The sequence below is a fragment of the Bradyrhizobium sp. Pha-3 genome (assembly GCF_042258615.1).
In the GTDB taxonomy this organism is placed as follows: Bacteria; Pseudomonadota; Alphaproteobacteria; order Rhizobiales; family Xanthobacteraceae; genus Bradyrhizobium.
In genome coordinates, this window is sequence record NZ_CP170152.1 from 9,046,776 (window position 1) to 9,066,163 (window position 19,388).

At 65.2% G+C, this 19,388-nt stretch carries 24 protein-coding genes; 16 read left to right on the forward strand and 8 right to left on the reverse strand.

Going from position 1 to position 19,388, the window contains the following annotated elements; translation table 11 throughout:
- Nucleotides 1–41 precede the first annotated feature (41 nt).
- Both rpsP and rimM read left to right on the forward strand, forming a co-directional pair.
- Nucleotides 42–374 (forward strand): 30S ribosomal protein S16, encoded by a 333-nt coding sequence (rpsP, locus tag ACE10Z_RS42190; RefSeq protein ID WP_050402543.1) that lies wholly within the window; start codon nucleotides 42–44, stop codon nucleotides 372–374.
- Between the two features lie 17 nt (nucleotides 375–391).
- Nucleotides 392–913, forward strand: coding sequence for a ribosome maturation factor RimM (gene rimM / locus ACE10Z_RS42195; RefSeq protein ID WP_375785950.1), 522 nt, complete (start codon nucleotides 392–394; stop codon nucleotides 911–913).
- A gap of 13 nt (nucleotides 914–926) precedes the next feature.
- Here rimM and gcvA read toward each other — a convergent pair whose 3' ends face one another.
- On the reverse strand, nucleotides 927–1,838 hold the full coding sequence (gcvA, locus tag ACE10Z_RS42200; protein WP_375785951.1) for a transcriptional regulator GcvA: 912 nt from the start codon (nucleotides 1,836–1,838) through the stop codon (nucleotides 927–929).
- Nucleotides 1,839–2,009: 171 nt separating this feature from the next.
- On the opposite strand from gcvA, the gene ACE10Z_RS42205 reads away from it, so the two are divergent.
- The 6 genes from ACE10Z_RS42205 to ACE10Z_RS42230 all read left to right on the forward strand — a co-directional run bounded on the left by ACE10Z_RS42205 (nucleotide 2,010) and on the right by ACE10Z_RS42230 (nucleotide 7,952).
- Nucleotides 2,010–3,209, forward strand: coding sequence for an MFS transporter (locus ACE10Z_RS42205; RefSeq protein ID WP_375785952.1), 1,200 nt, complete (start codon nucleotides 2,010–2,012; stop codon nucleotides 3,207–3,209).
- A 120-nt stretch (nucleotides 3,210–3,329) separates the two neighbouring features.
- Complete coding sequence (locus ACE10Z_RS42210; protein ID WP_375785953.1) at nucleotides 3,330–4,412, forward strand: zinc-binding dehydrogenase; 1,083 nt, start codon at nucleotides 3,330–3,332, stop codon at nucleotides 4,410–4,412.
- A 9-nt stretch (nucleotides 4,413–4,421) separates the two neighbouring features.
- Nucleotides 4,422–5,183 (forward strand): tRNA (guanosine(37)-N1)-methyltransferase TrmD, encoded by a 762-nt coding sequence (gene trmD, locus ACE10Z_RS42215; protein ID WP_375785954.1) that lies wholly within the window; start codon nucleotides 4,422–4,424, stop codon nucleotides 5,181–5,183.
- A gap of 108 nt (nucleotides 5,184–5,291) precedes the next feature.
- Nucleotides 5,292–5,672: a 50S ribosomal protein L19 gene (gene rplS / locus ACE10Z_RS42220; RefSeq protein ID WP_092126446.1), complete on the forward strand. Its 381-nt coding sequence runs from the start codon at nucleotides 5,292–5,294 to the stop codon at nucleotides 5,670–5,672.
- A gap of 561 nt (nucleotides 5,673–6,233) precedes the next feature.
- Nucleotides 6,234–7,640, forward strand: coding sequence for a 3-isopropylmalate dehydratase large subunit (leuC, locus tag ACE10Z_RS42225; RefSeq protein ID WP_375785955.1), 1,407 nt, complete (start codon nucleotides 6,234–6,236; stop codon nucleotides 7,638–7,640).
- Between the two features lie 102 nt (nucleotides 7,641–7,742).
- On the forward strand, nucleotides 7,743–7,952 hold the full coding sequence (locus ACE10Z_RS42230; RefSeq protein ID WP_194457726.1) for a hypothetical protein: 210 nt from the start codon (nucleotides 7,743–7,745) through the stop codon (nucleotides 7,950–7,952).
- Between the two features lie 137 nt (nucleotides 7,953–8,089).
- Here the strand turns inward: ACE10Z_RS42230 and ACE10Z_RS42235 are convergent, their stop codons facing one another.
- Complete coding sequence (locus ACE10Z_RS42235) at nucleotides 8,090–8,416, reverse strand: hypothetical protein (protein WP_375785956.1); 327 nt, start codon at nucleotides 8,414–8,416, stop codon at nucleotides 8,090–8,092.
- A gap of 127 nt (nucleotides 8,417–8,543) precedes the next feature.
- On the reverse strand, nucleotides 8,544–8,780 hold the full coding sequence (locus tag ACE10Z_RS42240; RefSeq protein WP_375785957.1) for a hypothetical protein: 237 nt from the start codon (nucleotides 8,778–8,780) through the stop codon (nucleotides 8,544–8,546).
- A 318-nt stretch (nucleotides 8,781–9,098) separates the two neighbouring features.
- Between ACE10Z_RS42240 and ACE10Z_RS42245 the strand changes: the two genes are divergently transcribed.
- Complete coding sequence (locus tag ACE10Z_RS42245; protein WP_375785958.1) at nucleotides 9,099–9,314, forward strand: hypothetical protein; 216 nt, start codon at nucleotides 9,099–9,101, stop codon at nucleotides 9,312–9,314.
- Nucleotides 9,315–9,343: 29 nt separating this feature from the next.
- Here ACE10Z_RS42245 and ACE10Z_RS42250 read toward each other — a convergent pair whose 3' ends face one another.
- Entirely contained in the window at nucleotides 9,344–9,670 is a 327-nt protein-coding gene (locus ACE10Z_RS42250) for a hypothetical protein (protein ID WP_375785959.1), read from the reverse strand.
- A gap of 114 nt (nucleotides 9,671–9,784) precedes the next feature.
- On the opposite strand from ACE10Z_RS42250, the gene ACE10Z_RS42255 reads away from it, so the two are divergent.
- From ACE10Z_RS42255 to ACE10Z_RS42265, 3 genes are all read left to right on the forward strand, one after another.
- Nucleotides 9,785–10,183, forward strand: a complete 399-nt coding sequence (locus tag ACE10Z_RS42255; protein ID WP_375785960.1) for a metallopeptidase family protein — start codon at nucleotides 9,785–9,787, stop codon at nucleotides 10,181–10,183.
- Between the two features lie 87 nt (nucleotides 10,184–10,270).
- Nucleotides 10,271–10,873, forward strand: coding sequence for a 3-isopropylmalate dehydratase small subunit (leuD, locus tag ACE10Z_RS42260; protein WP_298374225.1), 603 nt, complete (start codon nucleotides 10,271–10,273; stop codon nucleotides 10,871–10,873).
- Nucleotides 10,874–10,966: 93 nt separating this feature from the next.
- Nucleotides 10,967–11,755 carry a hypothetical protein gene (locus ACE10Z_RS42265; protein WP_375785961.1) on the forward strand — a complete coding sequence of 263 codons (789 nt, stop codon included), beginning with the start codon at nucleotides 10,967–10,969 and terminating at the stop codon, nucleotides 11,753–11,755.
- Between the two features lie 382 nt (nucleotides 11,756–12,137).
- Here ACE10Z_RS42265 and ACE10Z_RS42270 read toward each other — a convergent pair whose 3' ends face one another.
- Nucleotides 12,138–13,016, reverse strand: a complete 879-nt coding sequence (locus tag ACE10Z_RS42270; RefSeq protein ID WP_375785962.1) for an HpcH/HpaI aldolase/citrate lyase family protein — start codon at nucleotides 13,014–13,016, stop codon at nucleotides 12,138–12,140.
- A gap of 143 nt (nucleotides 13,017–13,159) precedes the next feature.
- Between ACE10Z_RS42270 and ACE10Z_RS42275 the strand changes: the two genes are divergently transcribed.
- Entirely contained in the window at nucleotides 13,160–13,816 is a 657-nt protein-coding gene (locus ACE10Z_RS42275) for a carbonic anhydrase (protein ID WP_375785963.1), read from the forward strand.
- 10 nt (nucleotides 13,817–13,826) lie between these two features.
- Here the strand turns inward: ACE10Z_RS42275 and ACE10Z_RS42280 are convergent, their stop codons facing one another.
- Together ACE10Z_RS42280 and ACE10Z_RS42285 are read right to left on the reverse strand one after the other, a co-directional pair.
- On the reverse strand, nucleotides 13,827–14,378 hold the full coding sequence (locus ACE10Z_RS42280; protein WP_375785964.1) for a TIGR00645 family protein: 552 nt from the start codon (nucleotides 14,376–14,378) through the stop codon (nucleotides 13,827–13,829).
- Nucleotides 14,379–14,408: 30 nt separating this feature from the next.
- Nucleotides 14,409–15,443, reverse strand: coding sequence for an aspartate-semialdehyde dehydrogenase (locus ACE10Z_RS42285; protein ID WP_375785965.1), 1,035 nt, complete (start codon nucleotides 15,441–15,443; stop codon nucleotides 14,409–14,411).
- 116 nt (nucleotides 15,444–15,559) lie between these two features.
- Between ACE10Z_RS42285 and ACE10Z_RS42290 the strand changes: the two genes are divergently transcribed.
- Nucleotides 15,560–16,354, forward strand: coding sequence for a hypothetical protein (locus ACE10Z_RS42290; RefSeq protein ID WP_375785966.1), 795 nt, complete (start codon nucleotides 15,560–15,562; stop codon nucleotides 16,352–16,354).
- A gap of 178 nt (nucleotides 16,355–16,532) precedes the next feature.
- A complete protein-coding gene (locus ACE10Z_RS42295) occupies nucleotides 16,533–16,940 on the forward strand; it encodes a hypothetical protein (protein WP_375785967.1) in 408 nt (135 codons plus the stop codon).
- 195 nt (nucleotides 16,941–17,135) lie between these two features.
- Here ACE10Z_RS42295 and leuB read toward each other — a convergent pair whose 3' ends face one another.
- The gene (leuB, locus tag ACE10Z_RS42300) at nucleotides 17,136–18,248 is read right to left on the reverse strand and encodes a 3-isopropylmalate dehydrogenase (protein ID WP_298374242.1); all 1,113 of its coding nucleotides are present in this window, start codon (nucleotides 18,246–18,248) and stop codon (nucleotides 17,136–17,138) included.
- A gap of 261 nt (nucleotides 18,249–18,509) precedes the next feature.
- On the opposite strand from leuB, the gene ACE10Z_RS42305 reads away from it, so the two are divergent.
- Entirely contained in the window at nucleotides 18,510–19,373 is an 864-nt protein-coding gene (locus ACE10Z_RS42305) for an EamA family transporter (protein ID WP_375785968.1), read from the forward strand.
- Nucleotides 19,374–19,388 lie beyond the last annotated feature (15 nt).

Genomic DNA, 19,388 nt, shown 5'->3' on the forward strand with positions numbered 1-19,388 from the left:
TGCCAATCAATCGAACACATCGACCTTTGAAGGAGAACTAAATGTCCGTTGTTATCCGCCTCGCTCGCGCAGGCACCAAGAAGCGTCCGGTCTATCACGTCGTCGTCGCCGACTCGCGTTTCCCGCGCGATGGCCGCTTCATCGAGCGTCTCGGCCACTTCAACCCGCTGCTGCCGAAGGACAACGAGGCCCGCCTCAAGCTCGACATGGACAAGGTGAAGGCCTGGCTCGCCAAGGGCGCGCAGCCGTCGGATCGCGTGACCCGCTTCCTCGACGCCGCCGGCGTTGTGAAGCGCGCCGCGCGCAACAACCCGGAAAAGGCCGTGCCGCGCAAGGAGCGCAAGGCGCAGGCCGAAGCCGCCGCCAAGGCATAGACTGAACGGCGACCACGGTGACTGCACCGGTCTGTGTCGCCCGTATCGGCGCTGCGCATGGCGTGCGCGGCGCCGTCCGGCTGTGGACCTTCACCGAAGATCCGCTGGCCGTGAAGGACTACGGCCCGCTGATGACCAAGGACGGCACGCGCCAGTTCGAAGTCACGCATGCGCGCGAGGCCAAGGACCATCTGGTGGTGACGCTGAAGGGCGTCGCCAGCCGCGATGACGCCGAACGGCTCAACGGGCTCGAGCTCTACGTTCCGCGCGACCGGCTGCCGGAAACCGACGACGGCGAATATTACCACACCGACCTGATCGGGCTCGCCGCGGTGACGACGACAGATCAGCCGCTCGGCAAGGTGATCGCGATCCATAATTTCGGCGCCGGCGATATCATCGAGATCGCCCCGCCGCAGGGCGCGACGATGCTGCTGCCCTTCACCAATGCCGTGGTGCCGGCAGTCGATCTCGCCGGCGGCCGCGTCGTGATCGACCTGCCGCAGGAAATCGACGGCGACGATCCGTCGGCAGCTTGACCAGGAGCAATCCTCAGCCCGTCATCCGGCCCTGCTGCTCGAGCCAGTCGCAGAACACCGCGCTGTGCGGATCGTTGCTGCGGCCTGCCGGAAAATACGCGAAGTAGCTCCGCGCCGGCAGGCTGATCGCGGCAAACGGCGTCACCAGTCGCCCCGCCGCGAGATCGTCCGAGATCAACGCGGTCGGACCCATCGCAACGCCGAGACCATCGAGCGCGGCCTGGATCGTCAGATAGAAATGATCGAAGGTCAGCGCGGCCGCCGGCTCCAGCGCGGATTGCCCGGCCTCGGTCAGCCAGTCGCGCCACAGCCGCGGCATCGACGTGACATGCAGCAGCGTATGCCTGGAGAGATCCGCGATCTCATGCAGCGGCAGTCGTTCGAGCAGCGACGGACTGCACACCGGCAATCTCCGCTCCGACACCAGGAAGCGCGACGAGAAGCCATGAAACGTATCCGGACCACCGCGGATCACGACGTCGAATGATTCCGGCAGCGCATCCACCGGATCGTTCGACGTGCTCAGGCGCACCTCGATGTCGGGATGCTCGGCACGAAACCGGCTCATCCGCGGCAGCAGCCAGCGCAGGCTGAAGGTAGCGAGCGCATTGACGCGCAACACCGCCACCGCGGCGTCGCCGCGCCGCTCGCGATGCTGCTGCACGGCGGCCGATATCCGGTCGAGCGCAGGCGCGAACTCGGCCAAGAGCGCCGCGCCCGCCGGCGTCAGCACCACGCGCCGCACCGATCGACGGAACAGCGCCGGCGCGCCCAACCACTCCTCCAGCAGCCGGATCTGCTGGCTGACGGCGCCATGGGTCACGCTGAGCTCGGCGGCGGCTTCCTTGAAGCTGCCGAGCCGCGCGGCGGCCTCGAAGGCGCGGACCGCATTGAGCGGCGGCAGGCTGCGGCGTGGGACGAACATGATGCCTCATTACCAGATTTTCTAACGCATGATCCGATTATTACTGATTTGTGACAGCGACGGATCGGGCCCATATTGCGCAGCAAGTTACTTACGTATCTCTTCTTTTCGAAAGCCTGCTCCGATGCGCAGCCGCTCCATCGTTAGATTTTCTTGCTCCGGACGGCAACGATGAGCGTGTCCGTGGAAGCCGATACGTCCCGCCCCGACCACGCCCGGGCGACCCGAACGCTGTCCGTGACCGGGCTCAACCACGCCCTCCACGACGGTTACACCGACCTGATCTACGTGCTGCTGCCGGTCTGGCAGGCGGAATTCGCGCTGGGCTACGGGCTGCTGGCGCTGCTGCGCGGGCTCTATGCCGGCGCCATGGCTGGGCTGCAGATCCCGGTCGGACGCATCGCAGAGCGGATCGACGGCAAGTTCATCCTGATCGCTGGGACGGCGCTGTCGGCGCTCGGCTATGTGTTCGCCGGATTGTCCGGCGGCGTCATCGGACTTGGCCTGGCCCTTGCGCTCTCCGGCGCGGGCTCGAGCACGCAGCATCCGATCGCATCATCAGCGGTTTCGCGCGCCTATGGCGCGGGCGCGCGCGGGCCGCTCGGCATCTACAATTTCTCCGGCGATCTCGGCAAGGCGGCGATCCCGGCCGCGACCTCGATCCTGCTCGTGATCATGTCGTGGCGGCACACGCTGCTCGTGCTTGCGCTTGCAGGCCTGCTTGTCGCGATCTGCATTGCGCTCTGGATGCCGTCGGTCGGCAAGGGCGCCGAGCGCAAGGCAACTGCCGCGTCGCGCCGCGACGGCGCCGGCGGCGGCTTTCACTGGCTGCTCGCGATCGGCATCCTAGACACCGCGGTCAGGATGGGTTTTCTCACCTTCCTGCCGTTCCTGTTGCGCGACAAGGGCGCCTCGCTGCCGACCAACGGCCTCGCGCTGGCGCTGGTCTTCATCGGCGGCGCGGCGGGGAAATTCACCTGCGGCTGGCTCGGCGAGCGCGTCGGCACGCTGCGCACCGTGCTGATCACCGAAGGCGGCACGGCGGCGCTGATCCTTGCGGTGCTGGTATTGCCGCTGGCGCCAGCCATCATGCTGCTGCCGCTGCTCGGCGTGATGCTCAACGGCACCTCCTCGGTGCTCTACGGCACGGTGCCCGAGCTCACGCCGGCGCATCGGACCGAGCGCGCCTTCGCGCTGTTCTATACCGGGACGATCGGATCGGGCGCGATCGCGCCGGTGCTCTATGGCCTGCTTGGCGACGCACTCGGTCCGACGCTCGCCACCACGGCGACCGCGCTCACGGCGCTGGCGATCTGTCCGCTCGCAGTGGCCCTCGCGCGGCATCTTGGCGACGGTCCAACGGCAGCGTGATGACCGTAGCCCGGATGGAGCGCAGCGAAATCCGGGGCCGCTCCTTATTGCTTGCATGATTCCCGGATTGCGCTTCGCTCCATCCGGGCTACTTAAGCAAGGGTCTCACGGAGCATCCCAATGACAAGCACGCACAAGGCCTGGCGGCTGCACGCCCACAATGATCTTCGCTTCGAGGAGGTCGCAACGCCTAGGCCCGCGCCCGATGGCGTCGTGGTCCGGATCGAGGCCGGCATGGTGCTGTCCTATACCAACAAGCTGCTGTCCGGCGCGCTGCCCTACAGCCTGCCGCCGATGCCGTTCGTGCCGGGCACCAATGCGATCGCGCGAATCGTCGCCACCGGCGAGAACGTCACGCATGTGCGGAGCGGCGACCGTGTGTTCCTCAGCCCGCATCTGCGCGGCGACGTGCCGGATCGAGATCCGCCGCAGATCCTGATCGGCCTCACCGCCACCGTGACGACGCCGGAGGCGCTCGCATTGCAGGCACGCTGGCGCGATGGCGTGTTTGCGGAAATCGCGCATTGGCCTGCCGCCTGCGTCACGCCCCTCGCCAATCTCGACGACAAGCCGGCGACCGAGCTGATCGGGTTGGCAAAACTGATCGTGCCGTTCGGCGGCTTGCAGCGCACCGGCCTGCGCGGCGGACAGACCATCATCGTCAACGGCGCGACCGGCTATTTCGGCTCGGGCGGCGTGATGCTCGCGGTCGCGATGGGCGCGGGCCGCGTCGTCGCGGTCGGACGCAAGGAGGCCGCGCTCGAACAATTGCGCGATGCATTCGGCCCGCGCGTCATTCCCGCCGTCGTCACCGGCGATGCCTCAGCTGACCTTCAGACTATCCGCCGCGCCGCCGGCGGCAGCGCCGATGTCGCGCTCGACCTGCTCGGCGCCGCGAAGAGCACCTCGACCACACTGTCCACCCTGCGCGCGCTCCGGCGTGGCGGCCGGATGGTGCTGATGGGCAGCGCCGAGATGCCTCTCGAACTCTCGTTCCGCGAGATGCTGGCCAATGACTGGGAGGTGGTCGGGCAGTTCATGTACGATCGCACGGCGCCGGGCCAGCTTGCCGGACTCGCCGCCGAGGGCCTGCTGGATCTGCGCAAGATCAACGTCGCGACCTTCAAGCTCGCGGACTTCCGCCGCGCGGTGGATGCGGCCGCGATGATGCAGAGCCTCGACCTCACGGCCGTGGTGCCGTAACCAGAGTCCATGACATCGCAAGAGACCCCATCCCAGGCGACACCCTGGCGCGCCACCGTGCTGACCCTGTTCCCGGACATGTTCCCGGGGCCGCTCGGCGTGAGCCTGGCCGGCAAGGCACTGGCCACGGGTCTCTGGGCGCTGGAGGCACGCGACATCAGGGCGTCGGCGACCGACAAGCACCGCAGCGTCGACGACACGCCGGCCGGCGGCGGCCCGGGCATGGTGCTGCGGGCCGATGTGCTGGCGGCGGCGATCGATGCCGCCGGCGTCGCGGCTGACCGCCCGCGCCTGCTGATGAGCCCGCGGGGTCGGCCGTTGACCCAGACCCACGTCGCGGAACTCGCGGCCGGGCCCGGCCCCCTGATCGTCTGCGGCCGCTTCGAGGGCATCGACCAGCGGGTGATCGAGGCGCGCCGACTCGAGGAGGTCTCGATCGGCGATTATGTGCTGTCCGGCGGCGAAATCGCCGCGATGGCGCTGATCGACGCCTGCGTCCGCCTGCTACCTGGGGTAATGGGGAAGCTGGCCTCGGGAACCGAAGAGAGTTTCTCCGAAGGACTACTGGAATACCCCCAATATACCCGTCCGCAGGAGTTCGAAGGCCGCCAGATCCCGGAAATCCTGATTTCTGGCGATCACGCCAAGGTGGCGGCCTGGCGGCTGGCCCAATCCGAGGCCCTGACGGCGGCCCGGCGGCCCGATCTCTGGGCCCGGAAGGCCAGCCAAAAAGCCGCCCGGCGAGGGACAAAAAACACGACAGACGGGTGACAAACCCTGCGCTTTGCCTTATAGGCACGGCCTAATCCGCACACGCGCAGGATAGATGGACGTTTGCGCAGCCCGCACAGGCTGGGCGCGCCGCCGATGGAGATTTCGATGAACCTGATTCAGCAGCTCGAAAAAGAGCAGTTCGACAAGCTCGCCGCCACCAAGACCATTCCGGAATTCGGACCCGGCGATACCGTCATCGTCAACGTGAAGGTGGTCGAAGGCGAACGCACCCGCGTGCAGGCCTATGAAGGCGTCTGCATCGGCCGTTCCGGCCACGGCCTCAACGAGAGCTTCACCGTGCGCAAGATTTCGTACGGCGAGGGCGTCGAGCGCGTTTTCCCGGTGATGTCGCCGATGATCGACTCGATCAAGGTCGTGCGTCGCGGCAAGGTTCGTCGCGCCAAGCTTTATTACCTGCGCAGCCTGCGTGGCAAGTCGGCCCGCATCGTCGAGAAGCAGGACCGCCAGACCGCCGTCGGCGAGTAACGTTTCCCTTCATAGCGTTTTCGAGCGAAGTGGGGACCGGTTCGCGTCAAGAAAACGCGTCAAACGACAACCGGATGTGACCAAAAGCGCGGGGCCTGCCCCGCGCTTTTTTGTTGCGGCATACCTATCTACCGGACTGCCCGAACTCGTCATGCGCGGGCTTGACCCGCGCATCCATCGGAATGAGAGCTTCTTGCTCAAGAGGATGGATTGCCGGATCATAGGCGAGCGGAAGCGACGCCGTCCTTCGGACGGCTATGCCCGGCAATGACGACAGGGGCACCCCGCGCATCGATCGATTGTCGCGGACGCAAGCCCTGTGTTAGAAATTTAGAATGGTTCCGGATCGAGCAAGCCAGCGCTGCCCAACTCAGACCTGCAAGCGCGTCGTGATCGACGATCGCTCGCGGCTGCCCGGCCGCTTCTTCGGACGCTTTGCGACGTCGGCAACGTCAGAGCTTACGCGCGCAGCGTAACGCTGCCTGGACGCTGTCGCCTGCTCGCGCGCCGAGACGCGCTTAACGCCATTCCACCACTGAATTTCTCCTGGAGCTGAAGCTCATGTCCAAACCGACCACGCTGTACGACAAGATCTGGAACGACCACCTGGTCCACGAAGCCGAGGACGGCACCTGCCTGCTCTATATCGATCGCCACCTGGTGCACGAGGTGACCTCGCCGCAGGCGTTCGAAGGCCTGCGCGCCGCCGGCCGCAAGGTGCACGCGCCCGAGAAGACGCTTGCCGTCGTCGACCACAACATCCCGACCACCGACCGCTCGAAGCCGAACCCCGACCCGGAAAGCATCGAGCAGATGCGGGTGATGGCGGAGAACGCCAAGGAATTCGGCATCGAATATTACAACGAGTTCGACAAGCGTCAGGGCATCGTGCACGTCATCGGCCCGGAGCAGGGTTTCACGCTGCCCGGCACCACCATCGTCTGCGGTGACAGCCACACCTCGACGCATGGCGCGTTCGGCGCGCTCGCGCACGGCATCGGCACCTCCGAGGTCGAGCACGTGCTGGCGACGCAGACGCTGATCCAGAAGAAGGCCAAGAACATGCGCGCGATCGTCGACGGCAAATTGCCTGACGGCGTGACCGGCAAGGACATCATCCTGGCGATCATCGGCGAGATCGGCACCGCCGGCGGCACCGGCTATGTGCTGGAATATGCCGGCGAGGCGATCCGTGCGCTTTCGATGGAAGGCCGCATGACGGTCTGCAACATGTCGATCGAAGGCGGCGCGCGCGCCGGCTTGGTTGCGCCCGACCAGAAGGCGTTCGACTTCCTGCGCGACCGCCCGAAGGCGCCGAAGGGCGCGGCCTGGGATGCCGCGATGCGCTACTGGGAGACGCTGCGCTCCGACGAGGGCGCGCATTTCGACCACGAGCTGCGGCTGGACGCCGCAAAGCTGCCGCCGATCGTCACCTGGGGCACGAGCCCCGAGGACGTCATCTCGGTGACCGGCTTCGTGCCCGATCCCGACAAGATCGCGGATGAGGCCAAGCGGCTCTCCAAGCACCGCGCGCTGAAATATATGGGCCTGGCCGCCGGCACCAAGATCACCGACATCAAGCTCGACCGCGTCTTCATCGGCTCCTGCACCAACGGCCGCATCGAGGACCTGCGCGCGGTGGCGAAGATCGCCGAGGGCAAGACCGTCAACGCCAACGTCAACGCGATGATCGTGCCGGGCTCGGGCATCGTGAAGGAGCAGGCGGAAGCCGAAGGCCTCGACAAGATCTTCATTGCGGCCGGCTTCGAATGGCGCGAGCCGGGTTGCTCGATGTGCCTTGCGATGAACCCGGACAAGCTGAAGCCGGAAGAGCGCTGCGCTTCGACCTCGAACCGCAACTTCGAGGGTCGCCAGGGCTTCAAGGGCCGTACCCATCTGGTGTCACCCGCGATGGCCGCGGCCGCCGCGATCGCCGGCCATTTCGTCGACGTCCGCGACTGGCGGTAAGCGAAGTTTTCGTCTCAAGCTCGAGCCGTTGTGGAAACGGCTCGTTAACGTGACGTACGCACACTGGCTCCTCGCGAAGACAGGTTTCGTGGGGAGCCGGACGTGGCCGACAAGAACGAATTCGTCGACATGATCAGTGAGGCGACACGGCAGAAGCGCCGCCGCGCCGCGCCACGCATCATCGATCCGCTTCCAGAGGTGAAGGAAACCTCCCGCCTCAGCCACTGGCCGCCGGACCGCTGGACGCAATGGCGGATGGAAAACCTGACGCCGTGGAAGATCAAGCCCTGGAAGCTGAAGGACTGGGACTAGGTTGCGTGGCGGCCTGACAAAACGGGCGCCGTGAGGCGCCCGCTGTCGTTTCAGACCCTACCACATGAACGCGCGAAACCGTGCGACGAGAAGTCCAAGCGGGAACGCCGGCGACGAGCGCAGCGCGACGAACTGCATCACCAGAACGGGCCGAACCCGAAGCCAAAGGTGAACGGCGCCGGCACAGCATATGGATACGGCCGATAGTAATAGGGCCGCCCGTAATAATAGGAGCCGTACGGCCGGTAATAGGAATAGGGCTGGTTGTATGGCCGGTAATAAGGCCGATAGCCGTGGTGATAATGGTGACGATGGTAATGGCGATGATGGCGCTGCGCGCTGAAGTCGGTCGCCTTGCCCACCTGCCGCTGTTGTGCCGCGGCCTGCGGCGTAGCCGATGCCGATGCCGGCGCCGTCAATGCGAATGCACAAGCGACCGCGGCAACACCGATCCATCTCATCATGATCAACTCCTGCAGATTGCAATCGATCTCATCTCGCGCGCGCGAATCTGCCGGTTTGATGGCTAGGAACGACAACAGGCCCGCTGCTCACGGGCCTGTGTCTCAACTGCGCTGATAAGCCGCGCGATCAGCGGCGCCAGTGGCGACGATGGCCCCAGCCCCAGCCACGGTGATGTCCGCGACCCCAGCCACGATGCCAGCCATGACCATAGCGTACCTGCGTGGTCGTCTGGTTCGCGTTGTCCTGAACCGTTGCGGCGGTGCCCGGAGTCGCGAGCGACATCGCGCTCGCGCGCTCGGCCGGCGCCGCCAGAACCAGCACGGCACCGACGGCCGCAAGCCCCAGAACCTTCATCACCTTCATGAGTCTTCTCCTTGATCCCTTGATGTCACGTCTTGCAACGACGACTCGAGCTCCTTGCCTAGACGCGTTTTCTTCATGCGAAGAAGCATCGACTTCGCTCGAAAACGCTTTGGCATTCGAATCGACCCCCGTTGCCGCGACGCAGATCGCAAGCAGAATGCAGATGACGTGAATAGGATGTGAATGACTGCGCCACGATGGTGAATGCCGCTGGCGCACGCAGGTTCCAACGCAGCCGCTGGAATTTCGTGTCTGCGCGTAAAACCGGCATAGACAATGGTCGTATGTTGTAAGGAGCCTCTCGCAAGGAGATCGCCGATGACACAACAAGGCCCGCGCGGATGGTTGGCACTCGGCGTGGCAGCGCTCGCTGGTTCCTTGATTTCAACTGATGTCGCGCTCGCCTCGCAAGGACCGGGCGGCGGCATGGGAACGGCAAGCCACCTCACACAAATGCTGATGGCGCTCGCGGTCTATGGAACGGTGGGAGTGGTCGTCGCGGCCGGACTGATCGGCGCAGTGCGCCGACGTTAGCTCTAGATTCCGCTTCGCTCGAAAATGCTCTAGCCCGGCCGCCAGAAGCAGTTCATGCGCGGCGTGATCACGGTGCCGCTCGGCCGGTGCTCCTGCACATAGGTCGCGGTGCAATCGCGCACCGCGTTCGGGCCGGGATTGTAGCGCGGGATCACATCCGGTTCCCAATGATCGGGCTGCGACCGGTAGATCGGCACCCGCTTCAGCCGGCGGTGCTCGACGACCCGCTCGCGCACGACCGGCGCCGACTCACCGATGCGCGCTTCGGCCGCCGCGCTCTGCGCCCGCGCCTCTCCGGCCGGAAGCGAAAGCCCGACTGATGCCGCCAACAGCGTTGCCGCCACGATCCGTTTCATCACGCCACCCAAGCCCCATTCTTGAGCCTCAATCTTGGGCCGCACGGTCTCCCATTGCACCGCCAAGGTCAACTGCGCTGGCGCCGCCTGAGGCACTCGCGCTAAAGGAGTGTCATGTGGACCACAGAAAAAGCCCCCTCGCTCGCCGAGATGGAGGCCGTGGCGCACGAGATCTTCGAGCGCCTGCCGCCGACGTTCCGGGCCCTCTGCGCGGGCCTGATCATCCGTGTCGACGACTTCCCGACCGACGAGGTGCTCGATGAGATGCAGGCCGAGAGCGAGTTCGACCTGCTCGGCCTGTTTCACGGCATCGGCCTGCCGCAGCAGAGCCATGGCGACGTCGCCCGGCTGCCCAACCTGGTCTGGCTCTACCGGCGGCCGATCCTGGATTACTGGGCGGAGCACGACGAAACCCTCGGCCACATCGTCCGCCACGTGCTGATCCATGAGATTGGGCACCATTTCGGCCTCTCCGACGCCGATATGGAGGCGATTGAGGCTGATGCGGGCTAGCTCTGCAGAAATGGCCCCTTTTACCGCTGTCACATTCGCGATAAACATCCGGCTCCTACCCCATATTTTTGCCCGGGAAGAGCACCGATGGACAAGTTCACCACGCTGGAAGGCGTCGCGGCGCCGCTGAAGATCATCAATGTCGACACCGACATGATCATTCCGAAGCAGTACCTCAAGACCATCAAGCGCACCGGCCTTGGCAAGGGGCTTTTCTCCGAGCAGCGCTACAAGGATGACGGCAGCGAGAACCCCGATTTTGTCCTCAACCAGTCCGCCTATCGCAATGCGAAGGTGCTGGTCGCCGGCGACAATTTCGGCTGCGGCTCGAGCCGCGAGCACGCGCCCTGGGCGCTGCTCGACTTCGGCATCCGCTGCGTGATCTCGACCTCGTTCGGCGACATCTTCTACAACAACTGCTTCAAGAACGGCATCCTGCCGATCCGCGTGTCGCAGGAGGACCTCGACAAGCTGTTCGACGATGCCGAGCGCGGCGCCAATGCGACGCTGACCATCGATCTTCCCAACCAGCAGATCCGCGGCCCCGACGGCGGCACGGTGAAATTCGAGATCGATCCGTTCCGCAAGCACTGCCTGATCAACGGCCTCGACGACATCGGCCTGACGATGGAGAAGAAGTCGTCGATCGACACCTACGAGGCCAAGCTCAAGGAGCGCGCCTGGGCCTGAGGCGCAGCCTGCCGTCGCGCCCCGGTGCCTTCAGGCGCCGGGGCTTTTCTTTGCGAGATTGTCTTCTCACGAACCTGCTGATGGCTGACGCGCATGCTGCCTGACATCGTCACCTTCTGGCACGGCTCGATGGACGCGCTGCGCCGGACCTGTCTGCGCTCGCAGGTGGCCGCCGGGCACAAGGTCACCGTCTACAGCTTCGATCCAATTCCCGGCCTGCCCGATGGCATCGGCAACGCCGAGGCCGAGGCCGTGCTGCCGCATTCGTTCTCGGAGCGGCTGCGTCCGGCCGAGCGCGACGGGTCGTGGCGCGACTGGACCATCCTGCAGTTCAGCGACTTCTTCCGCATGCGGCTGATGAAGCAACGCGCCGGGCTCTGGCTCGACGCCGATGTGCTGCTCTTGAAGCCGATCGAGATCGATCCGGCCAAGCCCTATTTTGCCTGGGAGCGGCCGCGGCAGCTCGGCAACTCCGTGCTGTATCTGCCGCAAGACGATCCGATCGTGCGCGCATTCGAAGCGCTGATGAAGCAGGACGAGCTGACGCCGGACTGGCTGGCGCTGCGTCACCGCGTGACCTTCGCGATGCGCAAGCTGCGCGGCAAATCCAATCGCCTCTCCGATATCCGCGTCGCGATCTACGGCCCGGCTGCGCTGACCGCACTCGCGCGCCGCGAAGGCGAGTTGCAGCACGCGCTGCCGAAGCGCTCGTTCTACGCGGTGCACGCCGAGCCGAGACTGTTCTTCGAGCCGTCGGATTTCCGGCGCTACCTAGATGATCCCGGGATCATCGGCCTGCACATCTCGCCCAAGGGACGCGGCAAGGAGGCACCGATCCCGGGCAGCCTCTATGCCTGGGCGTCGGAGAAGTTTGGGGCGTAGTCACCCTCCCCTGGAGGGGCGCACCACCAAAATATCGAAAACAACCCCATGCAAAGTAGCCGGCGGCTGCCGGCGCTCGGCATGGCAGCTTGACTCGTCGGGCAAATCAGCGGTATTCTTCTATTATTCCGAAATCATGCGGACGCCCCGCGGCCATGGCATAGCATGGGCGTCGGAGAGGCTTGGGGCACCCTCCCCTGGAGGGTCCCTGGAGGGGGAGGGTCGTTGCGCATGCAGCGCAGCGAAATGCGCAGCGGGGTGGGGTGATCTCTCCGCTCGGGCGCTTCCCGTGTCGAGAGATCACCCCACCCCGTCTCACATTTCGCTACGCTCAATGTGATCCGACCCTCCCCCTCCAGGGACCCTCCAGGGGAGGGTAAGATCAATGCCCCATCGCGGCGATCGCTTCCGCGATCGCGATCGTGCGCTTCGCCATCTCGGCGTGCAGGCGCTCCACCATGCGGCCGTCGAGCTGGATCGCACCGCGCGCGGCGTTCTCCGGCTGTTCGAAGGCGGCGATGATCCTGCGGGCCTCGGCGACCTCGGCCTCCGGCGGCGTGAAGATCGCGTTGCAGGCATCGATATGGCTCGGGTGGATCAGCGTCTTGCCGTCGAAGCCGAGATCGCGGCCCTGCGCGCATTCCTCGGCGAAGCCGTCGATATTGCTGATGTCGCCATAGGGGCCGTCGAGGATCTCGAGCCCGTGCGCACGGGTCGCAAGGATGCAATGCGTGATCATCGGGATCATCGCCGTGCGGCCCGGCTTCATCCGGATCCGGGTTTCGCGCGCGATGTCGTTCGGCCCGAACACGAAGCCGGCGAGCCGGACCTTGGGGTCCTTCGACGCCGCAGCAAGCTTGTCGGCGTCGAGCACCGCACGCGCGGTCTCGATCATTGCCCAGACCCGGATCGAGGCAGGGGCATTGATGTCGCTGAGCCGATCGGCGACGGCGTTGAGATCATCGACGGTGGAAATCTTGGGAACCAGGATCCCGTCCGGCTGCGCCTTGCCGGCCATGCCGATGTCGTCGACCCACCACGGGCTGTCGAGCGCGTTGATGCGGATCAGGACCTCGCGCTTGCCAAAGCCCTTGGCGGCGACCGCCTTGGCGATCTGCTCGCGGGCTGTGGCCTTGGCGTCGGGGGCAACGGAATCCTCGAGGTCGAGGATGATGCCGTCCGCCGCCAGCGTGCGGGCCTTCTCCAGCGCCCGCACATTCGATCCCGGCATGAACAACAGGCTGCGGCGCGGACGGGTCATCGGCATTCTCCTGGGGGCTTGGGCTCCGCCGCTGTCCATTGTTTGGGCATCGGGCAGGAACCATCCTTCAACGCTGCCGTATCATCTCAGGCTGCGCGCCGAAAGTCTTGTTCCCGTCATCGGCATGTGGTTAGGCAGAGGCCATGAATTTCTTTCCGAAGCAGTTGATCGACGGCTACCGGACCTTCGCGACCCAGCGGTTGCCGACTGAACAGTCGCGATACCGGGACCTGTCCGAGCGCGGCCAGTTTCCCGAGACCATGGTGATCGGCTGCTGCGATTCCCGCGTCTCGCCGGAAGTGATTTTCGATGCCGGCCCCGGCGAATTGTTCGTGGTCCGCAACATCGCCAATTTGGTTCCGGTCTATCAGCCCGACAGCAGCGCCCACGGCGTCTCGGCCGCGCTGGAATATGCCGTGACCGTGCTGAAGGTGAAGAACATCGTGGTGCTGGGCCATGCCCAGTGCGGCGGCATCCGCGCCTTCGTCGACAAGATCAAGCCGCTGACGCCGGGCGACTTCATCGGCAAATGGATGCAGATGTTCATCAAGCCCGGCGAGATCGTCGAGCAGCGCGACCATGAGAGCATGCAGGACTTCGTCACCCGCATCGAGAAGGCCGCGGTGTTCCGCTCGCTGGAGAACCTGACGACGTTCCCGTTCGTGCGCGAGCGCGTCGAGAGCGGCGAGATGCAGCTGCACGGCGCCTATTTCGGCGTCGCCGAGGGCTCGCTGTTCGTGCTCGACCGGGTCGCCAAGGAATTCATCAGCGTCACTGATGCCGTGAGGGCCGGCGAGTAGCCGCTATCGGCTACTCATCACCGTGATAGCCGCCCCAGCGATCCGAGAGCGCGAGCAGCAGCGCTGAAATCACGAACACCAGGTGCACGGCGACGAGCCAGGTCATCCGCGTCGCGTCGAAGGCAGCGTCGATGTTCAGGAACGCTTCCAGCACGTGGATCGCGGAGATCGCGACGATCGACGCCAGCAGCTTTTGCTTCAGCCCGGCAAAATCGATCCTGGTGATCCAGATCGGCCAGTTCGGGTTGCCCGACGTGTCGATGCGCGAGACGAAGTTCTCATAGCCCGAAAAGACCACGATCAGAATGAGGTTGGCGACCAGCGTGACGTCGATCAGCGCCAGCGCATCGAGGATGATTTCCGTCGATTTGTAGCCGGACGCATGCAGCACGAACTCCCACAGCATGCGCGCGAATTTCAGCAGCAGCACGGCAAGCGCCACCACCAGTCCGACATAGAACGGCGCCATCAGCCAACGGCTGTTGAACAGCACATATTCGAAGCCACGCATGATGCGCGGCGTCGGAGGCCTGGATGGGGTGGGAGCCAGCTGTTCCGACATGGTTGCGCCGCCCCCCGTTGGTCCCCGCCGTCAGGCCGCTTTCTTCTTCGCGGTGATCAGCTTGCGGTTGATCAGGACTTCCGCGATCTGGATCGCGTTCAGCGCCGCACCCTTGCGCAGATTGTCCGACACGCACCAGAACGACAGGCCGTTCTCCACCGTCGCGTCCTCGCGGATGCGGCTGATATAGGTCGCATCCTCGCCGGCGGCCTCATACGGCGTGACGTAGCCGCCCGGCTCGTGCTTGTCGATCACGAGGCAGCCCGGCGCATTGCGCAGGATGTTGCGCGCCTCGTCCGCCGTGATCGGGTTGGCGAACTCGACGTTCACGGCCTCGGAGTGACTGACGAAGACCGGCACGCGCACGCAGGTCGCGGTCAGCTTGATCTTGGGATCAAGGATCTTCTTGGTCTCCGCCATCATCTTCCACTCTTCCTTGGTGAAGCCGTCTTCCATGAAGACGTCGATCTGCGGAATGATGTTGAACGCGATGCGCTTGGGAAACTTCTTATTGATCAGCTCGTCGTTGGTGTAGACGGCCTTGGTCTGCGAGAACAATTCGTCCATCGCGTCCTTGCCGGCGCCCGACACCGACTGATAGGTCGCGACCACGACGCGCGTGATCGTCGCCTTGTCGTGCAGCGGCTTCAGTGCCACGACGAGCTGCGCGGTCGAGCAGTTCGGGTTGGCGATGATGTTCTTCTTGGTGAAGCCGGCGGCCGCGTCCGCATTCACCTCCGGCACGATCAGCGGCACGTCGGGATCCATGCGCCAGGCAGAGGAATTGTCGATCACGACCGCGCCGGCGGCGCCGATCCTGGGCGACCATTCCTTGGAGACCGAGCCGCCGGCCGACATCAGGCAGATGTCGATGTCGGAGAAATCATAGTGCTCGAGCGCCTTCACCTTCAGGGTGCGGTCGCCATAGGAGACCTCGATGCCGACGCTGCGGCGCGAGGCCAGCACGACGACCTCGTCGGCGGGGAATTTGCGCTCGTCGAGAATGTTGAGCATTTCGCGCCCGACATTGCCGGTCGCTCCGACCACCGCGACTTTGTAACCCATCGTTCACTCTCCGACGAAAAATGCCCGTTCCCCCGCAACGTGCGGAAAGGGAAGAGGCAGCGCTTCTATGCGAGAAACCCCGTCAAGACAACGTTGCGTAGCTTTTGAGCATTTTGATGCGTTTATTTCGGGCCGATCCGGCCGCCCCCCATCATACGAGAAATCCGTCAGCGCTGACGAGCTTCGTCGACGAGGTGTACGCCACGCTCTCCCGGCTGTTCGCCTATGTCGCCGTGCTCGCGCTGTTCGCCGCCCTCGGCAGCTATCTATGGAAGCAACTGCCGGACGCAACGGCGACGGCGGCGCCCGCTGCCGCGGGCTGGGGCGTAGCCGGCCGCTCGGCGCCGGCCTTCGCCGTGAGCAAGCTCGATCCACGAGATAAAACAGAGGCTTACGAAATCTTCCGGCATCCGGAGGGCGGCCGCAAGGACGTCTTCCGCTGGGCCGATGCCAATGGCGCGCCGGCAGCCGAGCTGGAAATCTACCGCCCCGGCGGCGAAGCCATGGGACCCGCGGTCACCGAGATTGCCGGGCGGCTCGACCCGGGCGGTGTCCGCGAGCTCGAGGCAGCCGGCATCGTCGACAGCAAGTTCGGCAGCGTCACCCTGTTGCGCCCGGCGCGACAGGACGGCAGCCGCGCCTGCCTCGGCTTCCTCAAGCAGGCCGACGCGCCCGATCTGCGCATCTCCGGCTGGACCTGCCAGGGCGCCAGCCTGCCGGCCCAGCGCGCCGCGGTCGTTTGCATGCTGAACCGGCTAACCCTGCTGGCCGCGGGCAACGACACGCGGCTTGCCGCGCTGTTCGCGCACGCCGAGCTGCGGCGCACCGACTGCGTTACCTCCGGCCCGCCCGCCCTGTCGGCCGACTGGGTGATGGGCAGCGAGAACCCGCTGCTGCGCGGCGCCCTTTGATGGCGAGACCGTGGCAAGGCACTGGTTTTCATGAAACTTTTGCGCTTGGACACGCATTATCTCTGATGGTGTGGCGCAATTGACCTAGTGACGCCCCACCCTCCGTGGCTACAATGTGTTCCGAGTGATTTTGGCTGATACGCCAGCCCCCGATGGGGGCCGTAATGACGAGGATGCGATGACCTTGAAATTCCCTGCCGCGAACAAGCTCGTGGTGTTGCTTGCCGCGGCTGCCGTCACCGCAACCGCGTTCGGCATGACCGCAGCCAGCGCGCAGCAGAGCCCCAGCAAGCGCAAGCAGCAAGAGCAGTATGACCGCGACGGCCGCCGCTACTACGGCGCGCAGGGTCCGAACCGGGTCTATCAGCAGGGTCCGCGCACCCGCGTTTACGTCACCACGCGCTCGTGGCTCGATGCCGGCACCGAAGTGCTGCCCGGCGACCGCAAGTTCAACGACTACGCCTATCCGCCGGAAATCGGCTACCCGTCGTTCGCACGCGAGAACAACAACCGCCCGATCGACCGCCAGCCGCTCAGCCCGCCGGCCGACCTCGGCGGCTATCCGCGGAATTTCCCGCTGTACTGAGAATTTCGGCTGATAGCCGATACGAAAATGCCCGGCTCGCGCCGGGCATTTTTTGTTGAGCTGTCATTCCGGGATGGTCCGAAGGACCAGACCACAGATGCGCAATTGCGCATCGGGGAATCTCGAGATTCTAGGTGCGCAAGCGCGCACCATAGTTCGATGCTTTCGCATCGCCCCGGAATGACGGCTACGCCGTCACGCGTGCAGCTTCTGCAATTCCTTCAGGATCGCTTCGCCCATCTGCGCCGTGCTGACGGACGTGGTGCCAGCCGACTTGATGTCGGCGGTGCGCAATCCGCTGGCGAGCACGGCCGCGATCGCGGCATCGACCTTGTCGGCGAGATCGCCCATGCCGAAGGAATAGCGCAGCGCCATGCCGAACGAGGCGATCATCGCGATCGGATTGGCGAGGCCCTTGCCGGCGATGTCGGGCGCCGAGCCGTGCACCGGCTCGTACAATGCCTTGCGCTCCTTGGTCTTGGCGTCCTCCTTGCCGAGCGAAGCCGACGGCAGCAGGCCAAGCGAGCCGGTAAGCATCGCCGCGATGTCGGACAGCATGTCGCCGAACAGATTGTCGGTGACGATGACGTCGAACTGCTTCGGCGTCTTGACGAGGTTCATGCCGCCGGAATCGGCGAGTTGATGCTCCAGCGTGACGTCCTTGTACTCGCGCGCGTGGACCTGGGTCATGACCTCGTTCCAGAGCACGCCCGACTTCATGACGTTGCGCTTTTCCATCGACGTCACCTTGTTCTTGCGCTTGCGCGCCAGCTCGAAGGCGACCCGGCCGATGCGCTCGATCTCGAAGGTATCGTAGACCTGGGTGTCGACCGCGCGCTTCTGGCCGTTGCCGATGTCAGTGATGGTCTTCGGCTCGCCGAAATAGACGCCGCCGGTGAGCTCGCGCACGATCATGATGTCGAGGCCCTCGACCACTTCGCGCTTGAGGCTCGAGGCATCCGCCAGCGCCGGATAGCACACCGCCGGACGCAGGTTGGCGAACAGCTCGAGATCCTTGCGCAGCCGCAGCAGGCCGGCCTCCGGACGCACTTCGTAGGGAACCGAGTCCCATTTGGGACCACCAACCGCACCGAAGATCACCGCGTCGGCCGCGGTGGCCTTGGCCATGTCGCCTTCGGAGATCGACACCTTGTGCGCGTCATAGGCCGAGCCGCCGACCAGCCCCTGCTCGGTCTCGAACTTCGCGATGCCCTGCGCATTCAGCCAGTCGATCAGGCGCTGCACCTCGGCCATCACTTCAGGGCCGATGCCGTCGCCGGGGAGAAGCAGCAGTTTGTGGGTCGCCATGGTCGTTACCTCTAGATAGCTGTTTGTCGTCATTGCCGGGCAAGAGCGCGAAGCGCGTCCTCGCACGGATTACCCGGCAATCCATCCCGCTTCGAAGAAGGGTGGATGGATGCCCGGGTCGAGCCCCGGCATGACGAGCGGAGGAAAATCCGGCCGGAGTGCTAAAACGCCCCGCACCGATTGGCAAGGCACCCCGGACAGGGCCAAAATGACCCGGAAAGAGCCAACCGCGCCCCAAAAGAAGCCAACAAGACGGACCTCATGACCGCAGCCATTATCTACGCCTTCGCCTCGGCCATTTTCCTCGGCGCAGGGGTCGTGCTGGCGCAGCTTGGCCTGCGCACCGTCGAGCCGCTGTCGGGCGCTGCGATCAGCGTGCCCTCCTTCACTCTGTTGTTTCTCCTGCTCTCGCCGCTGATCCTGCATGGCGAGCCGGTGGTCTGGCGCGCGCTGCCGATCTTCATGGCGATCGGCCTGTTCTTCCCGGCCTCGCTGACGCTCCTGACCTTTGCCTCGAACCGGGCGCTTGGGCCGGTCATCACCTCGACCCTGGGCAATCTCGCGCCGCTGTTTGCGGTCACCACCGCCGTGGTGCTGCTGCACGAGCCGCTACAGCCGCAGCAGCTCGTCGGTCTCGTCGTCGCGGTCGCGGGCGCCGCGATCATCACCGTGACGCGGCCCCGCGACCTCGGTCATTGGCGCAGCTGGGCCCTGCTGCTGCCGCTCACGAGCGCGCTGGTGCGCGGCATCGTGCCGCCGATTGCCAAGCTCGGGCTGGCGATCTGGCCGAGCCCGCTATGGGCCTGCCTGGTCGGCTACATCATGTCCTCGCTGGTGGTGCTGACGGTGCAGCGTATCCGCAAGGGCAGCTTCACGGTGCAGGCGCCGCGCGACGGCCGGTTCTGGTTCGCGCTGACCGGGATCAGCAACGGGCTCAGCGCGCTCAGCCTGTTCGCCGCGGTCCGCAACGGCCCGATCACATTGGTGGCACCACTCGCTGCGATCTACCCGCTGGTCACCGTGGCGCTGAGCTCGGTGATGCTCAAGCATGTCGAGATCACCGCGCGAATCGTCGCCGGAACCCTGCTGACCGTTGCCGGCGTCGCGCTGGTCCTGATCGCCTGATTGCCCGATCCGCAA

Bases quoted from the DNA above. Each gene is read 5' to 3' on its own strand.
- rpsP (WP_050402543.1), top strand. From the start codon at position 42: ATGTCCGTTGTTATCCGCCTCGCTCGCGCAGGCACCAAGAAGCGTCCG.
- gcvA (WP_375785951.1), bottom strand. From the start codon at position 1,838: ATGTTCGTCCCACGCCGCAGCCTGCCGCCGCTCAATGCGGTCCGCGCC.
- ACE10Z_RS42205 (WP_375785952.1), top strand. From the start codon at position 2,010: ATGAGCGTGTCCGTGGAAGCCGATACGTCCCGCCCCGACCACGCCCGG.
- ACE10Z_RS42210 (WP_375785953.1), top strand. From the start codon at position 3,330: ATGACAAGCACGCACAAGGCCTGGCGGCTGCACGCCCACAATGATCTT.
- trmD (WP_375785954.1), top strand. From the start codon at position 4,422: ATGACATCGCAAGAGACCCCATCCCAGGCGACACCCTGGCGCGCCACC.
- rplS (WP_092126446.1), top strand. From the start codon at position 5,292: ATGAACCTGATTCAGCAGCTCGAAAAAGAGCAGTTCGACAAGCTCGCC.
- leuC (WP_375785955.1), top strand. From the start codon at position 6,234: ATGTCCAAACCGACCACGCTGTACGACAAGATCTGGAACGACCACCTG.
- ACE10Z_RS42235 (WP_375785956.1), bottom strand. From the start codon at position 8,416: ATGATGAGATGGATCGGTGTTGCCGCGGTCGCTTGTGCATTCGCATTG.
- ACE10Z_RS42240 (WP_375785957.1), bottom strand. From the start codon at position 8,780: ATGAAGGTGATGAAGGTTCTGGGGCTTGCGGCCGTCGGTGCCGTGCTG.
- ACE10Z_RS42245 (WP_375785958.1), top strand. From the start codon at position 9,099: ATGACACAACAAGGCCCGCGCGGATGGTTGGCACTCGGCGTGGCAGCG.
- ACE10Z_RS42250 (WP_375785959.1), bottom strand. From the start codon at position 9,670: ATGAAACGGATCGTGGCGGCAACGCTGTTGGCGGCATCAGTCGGGCTT.
- ACE10Z_RS42255 (WP_375785960.1), top strand. From the start codon at position 9,785: ATGTGGACCACAGAAAAAGCCCCCTCGCTCGCCGAGATGGAGGCCGTG.
- leuD (WP_298374225.1), top strand. From the start codon at position 10,271: ATGGACAAGTTCACCACGCTGGAAGGCGTCGCGGCGCCGCTGAAGATC.
- ACE10Z_RS42265 (WP_375785961.1), top strand. From the start codon at position 10,967: ATGCTGCCTGACATCGTCACCTTCTGGCACGGCTCGATGGACGCGCTG.
- ACE10Z_RS42270 (WP_375785962.1), bottom strand. From the start codon at position 13,016: ATGACCCGTCCGCGCCGCAGCCTGTTGTTCATGCCGGGATCGAATGTG.
- ACE10Z_RS42275 (WP_375785963.1), top strand. From the start codon at position 13,160: ATGAATTTCTTTCCGAAGCAGTTGATCGACGGCTACCGGACCTTCGCG.
- ACE10Z_RS42280 (WP_375785964.1), bottom strand. From the start codon at position 14,378: ATGTCGGAACAGCTGGCTCCCACCCCATCCAGGCCTCCGACGCCGCGC.
- ACE10Z_RS42285 (WP_375785965.1), bottom strand. From the start codon at position 15,443: ATGGGTTACAAAGTCGCGGTGGTCGGAGCGACCGGCAATGTCGGGCGC.
- ACE10Z_RS42290 (WP_375785966.1), top strand. From the start codon at position 15,560: ATGCGTTTATTTCGGGCCGATCCGGCCGCCCCCCATCATACGAGAAAT.
- ACE10Z_RS42295 (WP_375785967.1), top strand. From the start codon at position 16,533: ATGACCTTGAAATTCCCTGCCGCGAACAAGCTCGTGGTGTTGCTTGCC.
- leuB (WP_298374242.1), bottom strand. From the start codon at position 18,248: ATGGCGACCCACAAACTGCTGCTTCTCCCCGGCGACGGCATCGGCCCT.
- ACE10Z_RS42305 (WP_375785968.1), top strand. From the start codon at position 18,510: ATGACCGCAGCCATTATCTACGCCTTCGCCTCGGCCATTTTCCTCGGC.